General features: G+C 72.0%; 14 protein-coding genes and 1 pseudogene. 4 read left to right on the forward strand and 11 right to left on the reverse strand.

What is annotated here, in order from left to right; all coding sequences use genetic code 11:
• Window positions 1-4: 4 nt before the first annotated feature.
• The 7 genes from RV983_RS35480 to RV983_RS35510 form a co-directional block, all read right to left on the reverse strand.
• A complete protein-coding gene (locus RV983_RS35480) occupies window positions 5-874 on the reverse strand; it encodes an ABC transporter ATP-binding protein (protein ID WP_475989816.1) in 870 nt (289 codons plus the stop codon).
• Window positions 871-1,770 (reverse strand): ABC transporter ATP-binding protein, encoded by a 900-nt coding sequence (locus tag RV983_RS35485; protein ID WP_475989817.1) that lies wholly within the window; start codon window positions 1,768-1,770, stop codon window positions 871-873. The genes RV983_RS35480 and RV983_RS35485 overlap by 4 nt, the downstream gene beginning before the upstream one ends.
• Complete coding sequence (locus RV983_RS35490; protein ID WP_475989818.1) at window positions 1,767-2,678, reverse strand: ABC transporter permease; 912 nt, start codon at window positions 2,676-2,678, stop codon at window positions 1,767-1,769. The genes RV983_RS35485 and RV983_RS35490 overlap by 4 nt, the downstream gene beginning before the upstream one ends.
• A 2-nt stretch (window positions 2,679-2,680) precedes the next feature.
• On the reverse strand, window positions 2,681-3,709 hold the full coding sequence (locus RV983_RS35495) for an ABC transporter permease (protein WP_475989819.1): 1,029 nt from the start codon (window positions 3,707-3,709) through the stop codon (window positions 2,681-2,683).
• Between the two features lie 31 nt (window positions 3,710-3,740).
• A complete protein-coding gene (locus tag RV983_RS35500; protein ID WP_475989820.1) occupies window positions 3,741-5,315 on the reverse strand; it encodes an ABC transporter substrate-binding protein in 1,575 nt (524 codons plus the stop codon).
• Between the two features lie 488 nt (window positions 5,316-5,803).
• Window positions 5,804-6,721 carry a DsbA family oxidoreductase gene (locus tag RV983_RS35505; protein WP_475989821.1) on the reverse strand — a complete coding sequence of 306 codons (918 nt, stop codon included), beginning with the start codon at window positions 6,719-6,721 and terminating at the stop codon, window positions 5,804-5,806.
• The gene (locus RV983_RS35510; protein WP_475989822.1) at window positions 6,718-7,152 is read right to left on the reverse strand and encodes an RrF2 family transcriptional regulator; all 435 of its coding nucleotides are present in this window, start codon (window positions 7,150-7,152) and stop codon (window positions 6,718-6,720) included. The genes RV983_RS35505 and RV983_RS35510 overlap by 4 nt, the downstream gene beginning before the upstream one ends.
• A gap of 136 nt (window positions 7,153-7,288) precedes the next feature.
• Here RV983_RS35510 and RV983_RS35515 point away from each other — a divergent pair, with 136 nt between their 5' ends.
• Window positions 7,289-7,795, forward strand: a complete 507-nt coding sequence (locus RV983_RS35515) for a cupin domain-containing protein (RefSeq protein ID WP_475989823.1) — start codon at window positions 7,289-7,291, stop codon at window positions 7,793-7,795.
• Between the two features lie 114 nt (window positions 7,796-7,909).
• Window positions 7,910-8,321, forward strand: a pseudogene (locus tag RV983_RS35520) (LLM class flavin-dependent oxidoreductase); the annotation flags it as partial.
• A 62-nt stretch (window positions 8,322-8,383) separates the two neighbouring features.
• Here the strand turns inward: RV983_RS35520 and RV983_RS35525 are convergent.
• Window positions 8,384-9,313, reverse strand: coding sequence for a Ppx/GppA phosphatase family protein (locus tag RV983_RS35525; protein ID WP_475989824.1), 930 nt, complete (start codon window positions 9,311-9,313; stop codon window positions 8,384-8,386).
• 668 nt (window positions 9,314-9,981) lie between these two features.
• Here RV983_RS35525 and RV983_RS35530 point away from each other — a divergent pair.
• Window positions 9,982-11,745, forward strand: a complete 1,764-nt coding sequence (locus tag RV983_RS35530; protein ID WP_475989825.1) for a redoxin domain-containing protein — start codon at window positions 9,982-9,984, stop codon at window positions 11,743-11,745.
• A gap of 266 nt (window positions 11,746-12,011) precedes the next feature.
• A complete protein-coding gene (locus RV983_RS35535) occupies window positions 12,012-12,347 on the forward strand; it encodes a hypothetical protein (protein ID WP_475989826.1) in 336 nt (111 codons plus the stop codon).
• Window positions 12,348-12,449: 102 nt separating this feature from the next.
• On the opposite strand, the gene RV983_RS35540 is transcribed toward RV983_RS35535, so the two are convergent.
• The 3 genes from RV983_RS35540 to RV983_RS35550 all read right to left on the reverse strand — a co-directional run bounded on the left by RV983_RS35540 (window position 12,450) and on the right by RV983_RS35550 (window position 15,279).
• On the reverse strand, window positions 12,450-13,208 hold the full coding sequence (locus RV983_RS35540; protein WP_475989827.1) for a CbtA family protein: 759 nt from the start codon (window positions 13,206-13,208) through the stop codon (window positions 12,450-12,452).
• A gap of 18 nt (window positions 13,209-13,226) precedes the next feature.
• Window positions 13,227-13,448, reverse strand: a complete 222-nt coding sequence (locus RV983_RS35545) for a CbtB domain-containing protein (RefSeq protein ID WP_389255346.1) — start codon at window positions 13,446-13,448, stop codon at window positions 13,227-13,229.
• Between the two features lie 361 nt (window positions 13,449-13,809).
• Complete coding sequence (locus RV983_RS35550) at window positions 13,810-15,279, reverse strand: DEAD/DEAH box helicase (RefSeq protein WP_475989828.1); 1,470 nt, start codon at window positions 15,277-15,279, stop codon at window positions 13,810-13,812.
• Window positions 15,280-15,583: the final 304 nt, after the last annotated feature.

The following is a 15,583-nucleotide window of genomic DNA, read 5'->3' on the forward strand; positions in this document are numbered from 1 at the left end:
GGGCTCAGGCGTGGAGCAGGGCGCGCAGGGCTTCGCGTTCGGCACGGTCCGCGGGGGAGGAGTGCAGCGTGGGCGCGGAGCCGACGAGCAGGCGCGTGTAGAGGTGCCGCGGGCGGCCCACGACGTCGCGGGCGGCACCGACCTCGACCAGTTCACCCTGGTAGAGCACGGCGATGCGGTCGCAGACGCCGGCCACCGAGCCGAGGTCGTGGGAGATGAAGACCAGGGCCACGCCGGAGGCACGCAGCTCCTTCAGGATCTCCAGGACCTGCACGCGGTTGGCCGAGTCCAGGGCGCTGACCGGCTCGTCCAGGATGACCAGCCGCGGGTCGGTGACCAGGGCCCGGGCCACCGCGACCCGCTGGCGCTGGCCGCCGGAGAGCTCCCCGGGCAACCGGTCCAGGAGCTCCTCGTCCAGGCGGACGCGGGGCAGGAACGCGCGTACCCGCTCGGCCGCTGCGACGCGGGCGACTCCTTGCAGGAGCAGCGGTTCGGTCAGCGAGTCCTCGATGCTGACGTCCGGGTCGAGGCTGCGCAGGGGGTCCTGGAAGACGTACTGGACGACGCCGCGGCGGCGCAGGTCCCGCCATTGCCGCCGGCTGTAGGTCCTGACGTCCTCGCCGTCGACGAGGATCGAACCCGCCGAGGCGTGCACCAGGCCGAGCACGGCCCGGGCGAAGGTGGTCTTGCCCGATCCGGTCTCGCCGATGACGCCGACGGTCTCGCCGGGTGCGACCGTCAGCGAGACCTCGTGCAGGGCCCGGCGGCGCCGGCGGCGGGAACCGTAGTGGACCTGGAGTCCGGTGACCTCCAGGACAGGACTCGCGGAGCCCCGGGTGCCGGAGGAGTGCACCGCGGGCGGTTCTGTGGTCACGCTTCCTCCTTGGGCGTGAGGAACTTCTCCAGGCCGTACTGCTGGTGCTCGGCGATGAGCAGCCGGGTGTACTCGTGCTGCGGGTCGTGGAGCACCGCGCGCGTCGGGCCCTGTTCGACCACCTCCCCCTGGCGCAGGACGAGCACCTCGTCGCACAGCTGGGCGACGACGGCCAGGTCGTGGGAGACCAGGACGAGGGCCAGTCCGGCCCGTTCGCGCAGTGCGGCGAGGACGTCGAGGATCTCGGCCTGGACGGTGACGTCGAGGGCCGTCGTGGCCTCGTCGGCGATGAGGATCCGCGGGTCCGCGGCGATCGCCGCCGCGATCAGGACCCGCTGGAGCATGCCTCCGGAGAGCTCGTGGGCGTACAGGCTGTAGACGAGTTCCGGGTCGCGCAGTTGCGCCGCCCGCAGCAGTTCGACGGCACGGTGGCGTGCTTCGCGCCGCTTCAGCCTCTTCTTGGCCCGGACGACCTCGGCGATCTGGGGACCGACCCGGATCGAGGGGTTGAGGTAGGAGGCGGGGTCCTGGAAGACCGCGCTGATCGTGGCACCGCGAAGGGCCGTCCACTGCGGGGGCGTCAGGGTCGCGATGTCGGTGCCGAGGATCTCGATCGAACCACCGGTCACCTCGAAGTGCGGGGGCAGGATGCCCAGCGCGGCACGGCAGGTGAGGGTCTTTCCGCTGCCGGACTCGCCGACGATGCCGACCGCCCTGCCGGGGGTGAGCTCGAAGCTGACACCGCGGACGATCTCGCGGTCCCCGGCCTGGTCCCTGATGCGCACGTCGCGGACGGACAGCACCGGTGTCGCCGGGCCGGTCTCGTTGCCGGCCGTGTCGTCGGGCGCGGCCCGTCGGGCCTGCCCGGGGACGAGGTTCTCGGACACGGTCGTCATCGCGCACCTCCGGCGGCGTCGCCCTGGTCGAGACGGTCGAGACGGTCGAGGCGCTTGGCCCGGTTGAAGCGCGCCTTGCGGCTGTTGACCAGCGCGCGGCCCGCCTCGCCCGAGACGTCGCGGATCGCGTCGGCGAGCTGGTTGCCGGCCCACACGGCGACCATGATCAGCAGGGCGGGTGCCAGCGGCGCCCACGGCTGGTGGCTGAGGTAGCCGAGGTCGTAGGCGAGCAGCCCGCCCCAGGTCGGTGCGGGCGGCTGGACGCCGATGCCGAGGAACGTCAGGCTCGACACGATGACGAACCCGAGACCGACGGTCTGGGCGAGCGCGACCGCGATGGGCGGGAGGACCTTGACCCAGACGTGGCGGCGGACGATCCAGCCGGTGGACGCGCCGGAGATGAGCGCCGCCTCCACGTACGGCGAGCGGGCCACGGCGAGGGTGGCCGCGCGGGACACCCGGTAGAACAGCGGCGACACCAGAGCACCTGTCACCAGCATGGCCTGGGTGATGCCGTTGCCGAGGAGGGCGATCACGGCGACGGCGAACAACAGGAACGGCAGGGCGACGAGCGTGTCCGCCAGGCGGAGGGTGATCCACTCGAAGACCCGGCCGAGGTGTACGGACAGGATGCCGGGGATCGCACCGACCACCAGGGCGGTGAGTGCGACCTCCAGTGCGCCGAGCACGCTGACGCGGGAGCCGTCGAGGAGCCGGCTCAGCACGTCACGGCCGAGGTAGTCGGTGCCCAGCCAGTGGGCGAACGAGGCGCCGGCGAGCGTGTTGTCGCTGGTGGCCAGGGGATCGCGGGGAGCGAGGACCGGGCCGAGGATCGCCAGAGCTGCGATCACGGCGAGGACGGTCACGGCGACCCGTCCGGAGGGGAGAGCGAGGACGCGGCGCACCATGGTCAGACCCCCCGCTGGGCCGCCGGCGTCACACGCGCCAGGACCAGGTTGACGATGAGGTTGAAGGCGACGACCAGGACGATCGACACCACGAGGACTCCCTGCACGGCGGGCACGTCGCCCGCCTGGGCGGAGTCGTTGGCGAACCTGCCGAAGCCCTGCAGGCCGAAGATCCACTCCGTGACGACGGAGGCACCGACCAGAGCGGGGAACTTCAGGCCGAGGGTGGCGAGTGCGGGCCCGATGCCGTTGCGCAGGACGTGTCCGAAGAAGACGCGCCGTGGGCTCAGTCCCCGTACCACCGCGCCCGTCACGTAGTTCTCGCGATAGGCGGCGATGAGGCTGGTGCGCAGTTGGCGGGCGACGTCGGCGACGACGTCGAAGCTCAGGGCGACGGCGGGCAGGGTGATGTGCGCGAGCCAGGGGCCGATGCCCTGTTCCGCCGGGATGTAACCGGCGGAGGGGAGAAGCCGCAGTCCGACGGCGAAGACGGCGACCAGCACGATACCCACCACGAAGGCGGGCATCACCGAGATCACCGTGACGAAGCCCGTGATCGCGCGGTCGATCCAGGTGGTGCTGCGGAGCGCCGCCACTGTGCCGAGGGTGAACCCCACGGTCACACCGATGATCAGCGCGAAGGTTGCGACCGAGAGGCTGACGCCCAGGCCGAGGCCGATGAGGGTGGAGATGTCGGCGCCGTTGGTCCAGCTGGTGCCGAGCCGGCCGTGCAGGATGCCGGTGAACCAGTCCCCGTACTGCACGAGGAAGGGCCGGTTGAGACCCCAGTGGGCCTCGACCCTGGCGATCGCCTCGGGAGTCGCCTCCTCGCCCAGCTGGATCCGCGCCGGGCTGAGGCCGCTCAGCGACCGCAGCGCGAACGTCACGAACGTCGCGACCAGGAACACGGGCACGAAGATCGCGATCGAGCGGGCGAGGGTGATCAGGATGCGGCTCGCTGTCCGCCGCACCCTGATCGCGGCGACCCCGCGACGGCGGGCAGAGCTGACCGGTGGAGCGGTCGTCGTCATGAGGTTGCCCCCTGTATGCCGTGGACGGAGGTCAGTTGCGGCCGGAGATGGTGACGCCGGTCCAGTCGAGATGGGCCGGGTTCTTCGGCAGGTCCGATATCGACATGCTTTTGGCGAAGAGGTTCGGCGAGGAGTAGGTGAAGACCAGCGCCTTGGTCCGCAGGCCGGCCCTGGTCGCCGCCTGCAGGGTCCGGGCGTAGTCCGGCGCGTCCAGCGGGGTCCGGCGGACCTTGGCGATGGCCGCCTCGAAGCCGGAGGGCTCATGGGGCGAACCGAGGTTGAGCGGGCCGTTGGGGCCGAAATGGGCGGTGAGGGTCTGCGCCGCGGAGTCTCGTCCGGTGGTGCCGTAGAGCGAGAACGTCAGGTCCTTGGCGAAGAACGGGGTGGCCCAGTTCTTGTCGATCTTGATGTTGACGGTGATGCCGACGGCCTTCAACTGCGACTGGACGATCTCGGCTTGCGGGTCCTCGGCGGGGATGACCAGGTCGAGCTTGATGTCGCCCGGCTTGTGGCCTGCCTCGGCGAGGAGCTTCCTGGACTTGGCCGGGTCGTAGGCGTAGGCGTTCTCCGACTGCGGGTCGTAGGCCACGTACCCCTTCGGGAACGGCTGGTTGGTCGCCTGGCCGTAGCCGAAGGTCAGCTTGTCCACGAACTCCTCGCGGTTGACCGCGTAGCGGACGGCGTCGACGACCTTGTCGTTGTCGAACGGCGCCTTGTTGACGTTCAGGCTGATGTTCGACGCGTTGAACCCCGGCTGGACGAAGACGTCCAGCCCGGCCTTCTTGGCGGCCTCCGCCTGGCTGGGCTCGATGTCGGCGAAGTTGTAGACGCCGGTCTGCAGACCGGAGACGACCGTCGACGCGTCGGGGGCGGAGATCAGCTCCACGTTGCCGATGTGGATGTTCTTCGCGTCCCAGTAGTCCGGGTTCTTCTTCAGCAGGACCTTGGTGCCGGGGATCAACTGCTCGACGACGAAGGGCCCGGCGCCGACGGGGTCCTGGTCGAGCTTCTCCGGATGCGCGGCCGCCTTGGGGCTGGCGATCTGCAGGACGCGCTGCCCGAGCAGTTGCGGGATCTGGTAGTCGACCTGGGTGAGGTGGACGACGACGTCGAGTCCCTCGGCGTCCACCGACCTGATCGAGGTCAGGTCGCCGAAGAGCGCCGAGTTCTGCTGCTTCTTCGCCCGCTCGACAGCCACCTTGACCGCGGACGCGTCGACCGGCTCGCCGTCGCTGAACTTCAGGCCGGGGCGCAGATGGAAGGTGATCCGATCGCCCCTGTCGTTGTACTCCCAGCTCTTCGCGAGGTCCGGGACGGCCTTGCCGTTCTCGTCTGTGCGTGTCAATGAGGCGTAGACCAGGGCGAGTTCGCGGAACTGGGCACCGCTGCCCGACACCACCGGGTCCCAGTGGGCGGGGAAGTAGGAGGAAGCCCACTTCAGCGTGGTGCCGCCGGCCGCGGCGCCGGTGCCGTCGCCGCATGCACTGACGCCGGGGGCGAGTACGCAGACGAGGGTGGTGCCGAGGGCGGCGGCACGCAGCCGGCCCGGTACTCGGGGGGATCGCGGGTCGGGTCCTGGGCGGCGGATCGTGAGTCGTCCGGGCATCTCATGGCTTTCTGCGAGGGGCCCCGGCCCGTCTCAGGGCGGGCGGGAGCACGGCGGCGGGCGCGGTTCGCACCCGCGCCGTACGCCGGCTCGTGCCCGTACGGACGTGACGACATGGGCTCGGATGCTCACGTCGGGCACGCCTCGCTCAGGGCAGGGCGTCGGCGGGTACGCGGGGGCTCACCTGGAGGCGGATGAGGGGAGGCGGCGAAGCGCGAAGGCGGCGGCGCGGGCGGCGGTCGCCCGCAACGGCGGAGCGGCGCGGCGGCCGGCGCCGACGGGAACGGTCAGGCGCCTGTGGGCCGTGGGCGGCCGGTCAGCGACAGAGAGCGCTGGAGGTGCGCCGCAGGTCCACGTAGCGGCACACCACACCGGGGTGCGTCGTGAGCATGCTGCACATCCTGGCGACCGCCGCGAACGGCTGTCAATAGACACCAATTGGTGTCTCATTGGGCGGGACGAAGTCCTGATCGCCCGTCAGGAGGAGGTCAGGGCAGAGTACGTGCGCCGCCGCAGGTCGCCGGGTGCACCGCGGCTTCTTCGGGGTGCAGCCACAAGGGGCCGTTCCCGGTGTCCACCCGGACCGCCTCCCGCGGCGGCCACGGGCCCTCCGTCAGCACTGTCCGCTCCGGATCGGTCAGGCTCCGGTAGCGACGCAGGGCTTGCGACGGCGACAGCGGGGCAGCGGCGGCCGGCAGCCCTGGGTGCAGCTCCGCCACGGCCGCGGCGTACTCCTCGTAGGTCCGCCAGCCCGGCACCACGCGGTGTCCCGCCGGGGCGCGGACGAGCAGCGTCGGCAGGGCGTACCGGTGCCCGCCGTCGCCGGTCTCCTTGGCCGTGCCCGGGTGCGGCGAGCGGTCCGCCACCGACAGGACCTCGCGCACCGGGCGACGTGCCTCGGCCCGGTCGGCGCGTACCCGTTCCCGTACGTCGGTGGACGCCGCGTCGGCCGACAGCCGCTCCAGGTCCAGACCCGGCACGCCCCTCACCGCGGCCAGCGCGAGCGCGGGCGAGTCGGCCGGTTCCCCCAGGACGAACACGGTCTCCCGCAGCCGGCGCAGCACCCTCTCCGCCACGTCGCGGCCCTGGACCTCCGCAGCCTTGGCCGCCAGCGAGGACGGCCAGGAACTCGCCGCGACCCGGCTCAGCCGGTGCGCCCGCGGCGCCCGGGTGTGGGCACTGATCCCCTCGACGTATCCCGCGTACCAGGCGGTCTCCGCTGCGGAGTCCGGCGCCGGATCGTCGTCGAGGTCGAACAGGAGGCAGTACACCCGGCGCCACCGGACCCGCCCGGCCAGCGCCGCCCGCAGCCGGCGGAAGACGGGCTCCGAACCCCAGGCCCACGGACACAGCGGATCGGTGTACTCGACCACCTCCACCGTGGGCAAGGGGCGTTCGTCCGTCACGCGGCCCCCTTCCGGGCCGGTTGTTCCCGGGCGCCCGCCGGCAGCAGCGACAGCAGGGTCACTCCGCCGAGGACCGCCGCCGCACTCGCCTCGATCTGGCGCCACACACCGGGCAGTCCTGAAGCGGCGCCGGGGTAGTCGAGCCCGGCCGGCGACTCGCCCCGTAGGGTTATCAACTCGCCGTCGACGGCCAGCGCGACGTCCAGGAGGGTGATGTCCTCAGCGGGGCGGCCGAGCCAGTAACCACCCTCGCAACCGCGCTGACTGCGCACGAGCCCGGCCTTGCGCAGCTCGCCCACCACGGACTTCAGGAACCGGAACGGAATCTGCTGCGAGGAGGCGATCGCTTCGCAGGTCAGTGGACGGGAGGGCTCACGGGCGAGCTCCAGAAGAGCCCGCGCGGCGTAGTCCGCCTTCGCGGAGATATGCATGGGCACATCATGCCCGACCTGGCTCCGCCGACCGGGGCCCGCACGGTTGGCTCTCCCTGTTGCGGCAGTATTGCCGCAGGTGACGGGCAATGGACACTTCTTGACATCCTTTTCCGGGCAGCTCTACCGTCCCGGCATGAGCGAGCCGTCGACGACCCCCGGTGAGGGCTTCCACCCCCATCTCCACGACACCTCCGAGCAGCGGGCGACACCCCTGCGCACCCGGCTCCACCACGTCCGTGCGGACTCCCTGGACGACGGGACGGCGCAGACCGGCGGTATGCGCAGGTTCGCCGCCGTCAGCGGGAAGACGGTGGGCTCCGAGAAGCTGTGGATGGGGCAGACCCACGTGGCCCCCGCGACATCGTCCTCCGACCACCACCACGGCGAGTCCGAGACCGCCATCTACGTGGTGAGCGGGCACCCCGAGTTCGTCTTCCTCGACGACTCCGGCGAGGAGCCCGGTGAGGTGCGGCTGCGGGCCTCACCGGGCGACTACATCTTCGTCCCCCCGTTCGTGCCGCACCGGGAGGAGAACCCCGACCCCGCGGAGGAGGCCGTGGTCGTCATCGCCCGCAGCACCCAGGAGGCGATCGTGGTCAACCTCCCCGGGCTGTACGCCCTTCCGGCCGAGGAGGCCTGAGACACCGGGCGCCGCGTGGTGACATGGGCACCCGGGACTCAGCGGCCCGGGTGAACTTGCCGGGTACGGAAGCCCGGGTGCCGGGCGAGCCGGTGCACATAGGCCGTGAGCGGCCCCGGCACCGTGCTGGGGGCCGCGGATGGTTACCGAGCCGCGCTCCAGCTGTCGGAGGTGCTCGACAAGCCGTACATCAGCGTCTCCGCCGATGTTGTCGTCGCCGAGGACGACGCGACCGCCCGCGAGCTCGCCACCGGCTGCGCTCCCTGGGTCCGCAGCATCCGTACCGCCGAGGGTGCCATCGAGTTCCCCACCCCGGGACAGGCTCGCGCCCAGGTCTGGACGGAGGAGGACCGGGCCCTGGTGGCCGACCGGCTGGAGACCCGGTTCGCCGGCGCCCCGCGGCGCGTCGCCGACCGGCTCGAACAACTCCAGGAGGCCACCGGGGCCGACGAGCTGATCGTCACCACCATCAGGCACGGACACGACGACCGGGTGCGTTCCCTTCCGGCTCCTCGCCGAGGAGTGGCCCGCCGCTGAGCGGAGCCGTGACGGGAGCACTCCGGACGACCCGGGCCGCGCCGCCCGGCGTCAGCCGCCGGACGGGTTGCCGAGGCGTTCGAGCAGCAGCCCCTCGCGGGTGGACCAGGGGCAGATCGTCACGCTGCCCGCTTCGCAGGCTTCCATCAGCGCCTCGGCCACGAGGGCTCCGGCCAGGGACTGTCCGGAGCGGTGCGCGGAGATGCCGGGCAGCTTGTCGGGCCCGCCCGGGGTCGCGGCCGCCAGCAGCGGGATCGCGTCACGCAGTGCGGGCAGCGTCAGTCGCTCGGGCGTGCGCGTGGGCTTGTTCTGGCCGGTGGCGAGCCGGGCGAGCTGCATGAAGGTCTTGGAGCAGGCGAGCACTTGTCCGCCCGGTTCGGCGCGGGGCAGTCCGGGCACGGTGCTCAGCTGCCGGCGCAGTTCCTGCCGTACCTCGGCCAGTTGTCCCTCGGAAGGAGCGGTGCCGTCGGGCAGGTGCTTCCGGGTGACCGTGCGGGCGCCCAGCGGCAGCGAGTGCACCGTGCTGGGCCGGGCGTCGGTACCGGAGGCGATCTCCACGGTGCCGCCGCCGATGTCCAGGACGAGCAGCGGGCCGGTGACCGGGCCCGCCCAGCGGCGGGCGGCCGCATAGGCGAGCCGCGCCTCCTCCTTGCCGGACAGCACCCGCAGACGCACGCCGGTGCTGTCCGCCACCCGTTCGATGACGTCGTCACAGTTGGGCGCGTCCCGGATCACGGACGTGGCGAACGCGAAGACCTCCGGCAGCCGCAGCATCGGGTGCGCGGCGACCACCTCGGCCACCGCCTCCTCCACGGTCCTGACCCCCGACTGACGCAACCGGCCCTCCGGGCCGAGGCTCTGGTGGAGTCCCAACCGCACCTTGTGGGAGAACACCGGCTCCAGCACGCCGTCCTCCGACCGCCGCACCACCGTCAACAGGGCGCTGTGGCAGCCTACGTCGAGGACCGCCGCCTGCCGCATCCCACCATTTTCCCGCACCACGAGCCTTTCCGTTCCCGGGGCCGAAGCGTTGTCCCCGGCCCCCTGCCCGGGGCGGTAGCCAGGGGCGGTGACCAGCGTATCGGGGCACCGCGTAGCCATCATGTCACCGCAGGTGTCCCTCATGGCCCGGCGCGCCCCTCCGGTACGCTTCCCTGTCGCCCGGCGCACGGACTCTGACGCCGCCCTGCCCTGCCGCACGGTCCGGGGGACCGGGTCTCGGCGACACCGTGGGTCAAAGGACGAATTCGAGAACGCCCCGGGCTATTTCTCCGGGGTGCGTGATGATGCCGTCGTGAGGGCCGGGGACCATGACCGGCCGCATACCGAGCCGCGCGGCGCACCCCCCACCGGGCCGGGCCAGTGCCCAGTCATCGGTGCTGAGGAGACAGCGCAAGCGGATGCCGAGCGATGTCGGATCAGGAGCGTCGAAGGCCTCGGTTTCGTACGGTTCCGGAGAACTGCTTGCGGCAGGAGATTTGATGCCGCCTTGTCGCCGCGCCCTTGTCGCCGCGGCGCCGGCTCCGGGCCGCCGGTCGGCGGGCAGCCGGACGGCCCGGCCGGGATCGGTCCAATCCCGGCGCGGCGTCGTGACGAATGCCTCGTGTGGAGGGCGGGTACGCCGGCCTCCCACTGTGCGGAGGGTTCTCATGCTGACGTTGATTCCGATCGGTCTGCTCGGTGGGCTGATCACCGCTGTCTCGCCGTGCATCCTGCCGGTGCTCCCGGTGGTCTTCCTGGCCGGCGGGACCGGTGCGGCAGCGGCGTCCGGACAGACGGGGACGGGCCCTCCACCGCCTGCCGGCGCAGGGCGGCCCGGTGCGGGAAGGGGCACGCCGGCGGCGCCGCGCAATCTGCGCCCGCACGCGGTGGTCGCCGGGCTCGTCCTCAGCTTCAGCTTCTTCACCCTGCTCGGGGTGACGCTGATCTCCGCCCTCGGACTGCCCGACGACATCCTGCGGTACGTGGGGCTCACGCTCCTCGTGACGATCGCGCTCGGTCTGGTCTTCCCACCCGTCGAGCGACTGCTGGAGAAACCGTTCTCGCGGATTCCGCAGCGTCAGGTCAACAAGGAGGGCAGCGCCTTCGCGCTCGGTCTGGGTCTGGGCCTGCTGTACGTGCCCTGCGCCGGGCCGGTCCTGGCGGCGATCACCGTCGCCGGGGCGCGCGGTGAGGTCAGCGCCGACATCGTCGCGCTGACCCTCTCCTTCGCCGGGGGCACCGCGCTGCCCCTGCTGGCGTTCGCCCTGGCCGGACGCCGGGTCGCCCAGCGCGTGACCGCGTTCCGCGCCAGGGCGCGCAAGCTGCGGATCGCCGCCGGAGGCCTCATGGTCGTGCTGGCCTGCGCGCTGGCGTTCAACGCCACCGACGCCGTCCAGCGCGCGCTGCCCGACTGGACCTCCGCCGCCCAGAAGAAGATCGAGGACAACGGCACGGCGCGCCGGCGGCTGTCCGGACTGTACGACGACTCCAACAAGGACCTCTCCCGCTGCGAGGACGGCGTGAACCAACTGCGCTCCTGCGGCAAGGCGCCGGCCATCGACGGCATCACGAAGTGGCTGAACACGCCCGACGGCAAACCCGTGAGCCTCGCCGCGCTGCGCGGTCACGTCGTCCTGATCGACTTCTGGACCTACTCCTGCGTCAACTGCCAGCGCAGCCTGCCCCACATCAAGGCATGGGACCGCGCGTACCGGGAGGCCGGGCTGCGGGTGATCGGGGTCCACTCACCGGAGTTCGCCTTCGAGAAGGACCCGGGCAACGTCGCCGACCAGGCCAGGAAGCTGGGCGTCGGCTATCCGGTGGCCCTCGACAACAAGCTGACCACCTGGAACAACTACCGCAACCGCTTCTGGCCCGCCAAGTACCTGATCGACGCGCACGGCACCGTGCGCTACTTCACGTTCGGCGAAGGACGCTACGACCGGACCGAGGATTTCATCCGGAACCTGCTGCGGCAGGCCCGCCCCACCGTCCGGCTGCCCGAACGCACCAGCGCCGCCACCGCCGACCTCACCGCGCAGCGCACCCCCGAGACCTACCTCAGCAACCTGCGCATCCGCGGCTACGTCGGAGACCCCCTCGTCGACGACCGCGCCAAGGTCTACCACTACCCCTCGGCCGTTCCTCAGGACGGGATCGCCCTGAACGGCACCTGGACCGCGGGCTACGAGCACTTCACCGCCGGGAAGGACGCGAGCCTGGCCCTGAACTACCGTGCGAAGAAGGTCTATCTCGTCCTGGGCGGCAACGGCCCCGTGCGGGTGACGGAGGACGGGAAGCCCGTCAGGACGGTCCAGGTCCACGGGACCCCCACGCTCTACACCCTGGTCGACCGGGACCGGACACACCAGGCGCGCCTGGAGATCCGGCCGGCCCCGGGGATCGCGGCCTTCGCCTTCACCTTCGGGTAGATCGCCCCTCGCCCGCTGGTCCGCCGCCTGTCTGCCTTGCCCTTCCTTGACCAGCTCCTTGCCCTTCCTCGCGCCTAACGCGGCATGTCCCACCGGCAGGCCCACACAGAAGAGGCGCACCGAGCAGCACGCCGAATAGCCGCTCGCCGCCGCTCCGCTGACCCCGCGCCCCGGGATGCCGTACCGACGGTGTTCCGGGGGCGCCGTGCCCGCCCTACCATGGTCCGGGGCCGAGGCGCGCACGGTGGGGGCGGAAGATGAGGCGCATGGTCGGGAGATCCGCGGCAGTGGCGTATGTGCTGTTGACCGGGAGTCTCGCCGTGGCGGGGGCTGTCCATGAGCAAGCGTTCTACTACCTGGCGGCGGTCGCACTGACCCTGCCGTCGGGTGCCGTGGCGCTGCCGGCGATGTACGGAGGCTACGCGCTGATCTCGGCGATCGGCGGGATCTGGTTCCCCGTCGCCGGGCCGGGCGGTGACGAAGCGGAGTGGCTGAGCACCGGCAGTGCGACGCTGAACGTGGTGGTGCTGACGTGTGCCGCGATCGTCAACGTCTTCCTGGCGGAACGGGTGATGCGCAGACGGCGGCTGTCCCACCGCTGACCCGGTAGGCGGGTCTCTTTCGGGGGACGCGGTCCCATGCGGGACACGAAAACGCGAAGGGCCCGCGGATGGTCTCCGCGGGCCCTCTCGAGCGGTGGGACCTCAGTTCGCCGCAGGCACCGCCCGGCCGGGCGCGGACGGAGCGGAACGGGGGGCCAGCAGGCGTTGTGCGAGCTCGCCGAAGAGGAGGCCGAAGCCGCCCCACAGCGTCACCTGCATGGCCAGGGCGGACAGGCGGAACCGCCACAGCAGGGCGGCCGGGAAGTCCGCGGGCACCTCGTTGACGACCGGCAGGAAGGCGTAGGCCAGTCCGATGGCGACGACGAACGCCGCGACCACGGCGACCGTGGCGTACCAGGTGCCCAGACGGGGCGCGAGCCGCTTGCCGAGGATCACGGCGGCGATCGCCAGCAGCACGCTGAGCAGCATCATCAGGAAGTACAAGGTCGTGCGCTTGCCGATGGTGTCGGCGTCACCCACCGACGGCGGGTTGGCCGGGTACTTGAGGAACGGGACGACGTACACCGCCAGCAGAGCGCAGCCCGACAGCAGCAGGGCGGTCGCACGGGCCGAGAAGCGGCCGACGCGGCCGAGCGCGAAGCAGTAGGCCAGTGCGGCGATCCCGCCGAAGGCGACGCCGTAGAGGAGGACGCCGGTGGCCAGGCCCGCGGTGGACTGCAGGTGTCGGCTGACGAGTTCGACCTCGTGCTCGTGTGCCGGGGCGTGCGCCTCCTCGAAGCCGATGGCGTTGTCGACACTGGGTTCGCCGAGGAAGTAGCCGACAAGGAGCGCGAGTACACCCGCCGTCAGACCGGCGAGCATGCCGCGGACGAGGAGATTTCTCACGGTTGCGGAGTTCATGGGAGCGCGGGGTCCTCGTCAGTGGCAGGGGAAGCCGAGCAGGTGGCGGGCGTCGTGGACCCACTCGTGGACGTCCGCGCCGTTGACGACGGAGGTGGCGCCCTGCTCGGCGCCGACGAAGTAGAGGAGGATCAGCATGAGAACGCCGATGAAGACCGCCCACGGGGCGATGTCCTTCAACGGCAGTTTGGCCGGGATGACGGGGGTGGTGACTGGCGGCTGGGCGACAGGCTGCGCCATGGCAGGTCCTCCTCGGGAGTTCGCGTCCCATCTCGGTGGTGCACAGGACGTCGGCTGCGGGTCTGACTCACCAGACGTTCCGCCCCTGAGGGCTTGCCTGGTTCACAGTGGCGCGACCGTCCCGGGTTCTCACCGGCTTCCGCCATGCCGTCGTCGTATCCGGCAAACCGTACCGCGCCGTGGCGGCGCGGCCAAGACCGCACCCCTGCCGGGAGTTGCCGCCGGCGCGTCTGCCCGGGTCATTCTGCCGACGGGAGGACGAGCAACTCGTGCGGTAGCGAAGTGACCTGATCCCTCCTCACCTGGCGCGGCAGGCCGGCCGACACGCACCCCGGGCCGGGCCGCCGACCCGGGCTTGCGGTCAGTTGCCCCGGCGGATCCGGGCGGCCTCACGGGCGGCGGCCATCTGGCGGGCCTCGGTGGTCTTGCGCGACTCCCGGCCGGGGCGCGAACCCAGGCCGCGGAAGGGGGCACCGCCACGAGCCGGCGCGTTCACGGGCTGGGCGCCGGGGACGGGGACACCGGACGGTGCCTGGGCCCCGGTGATCCGGCTCAGCGCCGCCTCACCGGAACGTACCTGGGTGATCGTGGGGCGGATGCCCGCGTCGGACATGAGCCTGGTCATGTCACTGCGCTGGTGGGAGGTGACGAGAGTCACCACCGTGCCGGACCGGCCGGCGCGGGCGGTCCGGCCACCGCGGTGGAGGTAGTCCTTGGCCTCGGCGGGGGGATCGACGTTCACCACGAGGTCCAGATCGTCGATGTGGATGCCGCGGGCGGCGACGTCGGTGGCCACCAGGGTCGTCACCTCGCCTGCCTTGAACCGGGCGAGGGCCCGCGTGCGCTGCGGCTGGGACTTCCCGCTGTGCAGGCCCACCGCCGGCACCCCGGAACCCTCCAGGTGCCGGGTGAACTGGTCGACCGCGTGCTTGGTGTCCAGGAACATGATCACCCGGCCGTCCCGGGCGGCGATCTCCGTGGCGGCGGCGAACTTGTCGGCGGCGTGGACGTACAGCACGTGGTGCTCCATGGCGACGACGGTCGCGGCCGCCGGGTCGACCGAGTGCACCACCGGATCGGCCAGGTAGCGGCGGACCAGGAGGTCGATGTTGCGGTCGAGGGTCGCGGAGAACAGCATCCGCTGGCCACCGGGGCGCACCAGGTCCAGGAGCTCGGTCACCTGCGGCATGAAGCCCATGTCGGCCATCTGGTCGGCCTCGTCCAGGACCGTGATCCGCACCTGGTCCAGATGGGCGTCACGGCGTGCGACGAGGTCGCTCAGGCGCCCCGGCGTGGCGACGACGACCTCTGCCCCGGCCCTGATCGCGCTGACCTGCCGGCCGATCGACAGGCCGCCGACCACGGTGGCGAGCCTGAGGTCCAGCGACCGGGCGTAAGGGGTGAGCGCCTCCGTGACCTGCTGGGCCAGCTCCCGCGTGGGCACCAGGACCAGGGCACGGGGCCGCTTGGGCTCGGCACGCTGTCCGGCGGTGCGGGCCAGCAGTGCCAGGCCGAAGGCCAGGGTCTTGCCGGAGCCGGTGCGCCCCCGGCCCAGGACGTCCCGGCCGGCCAGCGCGTTCGGCAGCGTGGCCGCCTGGATGGGGAACGGTTCGTCCACGCCGAGGTCGGCCAGGGTCTTGAGCAGGGGCGACGGGAGTCCCAGCTCCGTGAACGCCGCGACCGGCGGCAGGCCGGGGGTGACCGTCTGGGGCGCCGCGAATTCGCCTTGCACAGCCGCGGGGCGGCCCGTGCCGCCGGAGCGGCCGGGGACCTGCGGGCGGGAACGCCCCGACTGGCCGGAGCGGTGGTCGTTGCGGGGCGAACGGTCCATGGGGAACCTTTCCTCGACGGGGCGCATCGAGGCATTCCCGGATGGACGGTGCGGCCGGGGAGTCGCCAGAACGAGCCGAAGACAAGACGGTGATCGGCAGCGGGCGGCCCCGTCCCTTCGGCGCGGGTCCCGGGTGCTTCGTGCGTGCCGGCGCCGGGCGCCGGCGCCCGGGCGATGGCGCTGCTCGCCAAGAGTTTACCTGCCGGCTCCGCTTCCCCGGGCAGAGCGGCAGCGGCAGTGGCCGTGTGACGGGGACCACCGTGCCGGCGTCGTGTGCCGCGGCGCGGGCGGCCGGCTTCGTGCG

It is taken from the genome of Streptomyces sp. RLA123, from assembly GCF_056270165.1.

What these genes read in the sequence shown, in the direction of transcription:
- RV983_RS35490 (WP_475989818.1), bottom strand. Translation starts at nt 2,678, where the DNA reads ATGGTGCGCCGCGTCCTCGCTCTCCCCTCCGGACGGGTCGCCGTGACC.
- RV983_RS35535 (WP_475989826.1), top strand. Translation starts at nt 12,012, where the DNA reads ATGGTCGGGAGATCCGCGGCAGTGGCGTATGTGCTGTTGACCGGGAGT.
- RV983_RS35530 (WP_475989825.1), top strand. Translation starts at nt 9,982, where the DNA reads ATGCTGACGTTGATTCCGATCGGTCTGCTCGGTGGGCTGATCACCGCT.
- RV983_RS35540 (WP_475989827.1), bottom strand. Translation starts at nt 13,208, where the DNA reads ATGAACTCCGCAACCGTGAGAAATCTCCTCGTCCGCGGCATGCTCGCC.
- RV983_RS35525 (WP_475989824.1), bottom strand. Translation starts at nt 9,313, where the DNA reads ATGCGGCAGGCGGCGGTCCTCGACGTAGGCTGCCACAGCGCCCTGTTG.
- RV983_RS35485 (WP_475989817.1), bottom strand. Translation starts at nt 1,770, where the DNA reads ATGACGACCGTGTCCGAGAACCTCGTCCCCGGGCAGGCCCGACGGGCC.
- RV983_RS35495 (WP_475989819.1), bottom strand. Translation starts at nt 3,709, where the DNA reads ATGACGACGACCGCTCCACCGGTCAGCTCTGCCCGCCGTCGCGGGGTC.
- RV983_RS35510 (WP_475989822.1), bottom strand. Translation starts at nt 7,152, where the DNA reads ATGCATATCTCCGCGAAGGCGGACTACGCCGCGCGGGCTCTTCTGGAG.
- RV983_RS35550 (WP_475989828.1), bottom strand. Translation starts at nt 15,279, where the DNA reads ATGGACCGTTCGCCCCGCAACGACCACCGCTCCGGCCAGTCGGGGCGT.
- RV983_RS35515 (WP_475989823.1), top strand. Translation starts at nt 7,289, where the DNA reads ATGAGCGAGCCGTCGACGACCCCCGGTGAGGGCTTCCACCCCCATCTC.
- RV983_RS35500 (WP_475989820.1), bottom strand. Translation starts at nt 5,315, where the DNA reads ATGCCCGGACGACTCACGATCCGCCGCCCAGGACCCGACCCGCGATCC.
- RV983_RS35545 (WP_389255346.1), bottom strand. Translation starts at nt 13,448, where the DNA reads ATGGCGCAGCCTGTCGCCCAGCCGCCAGTCACCACCCCCGTCATCCCG.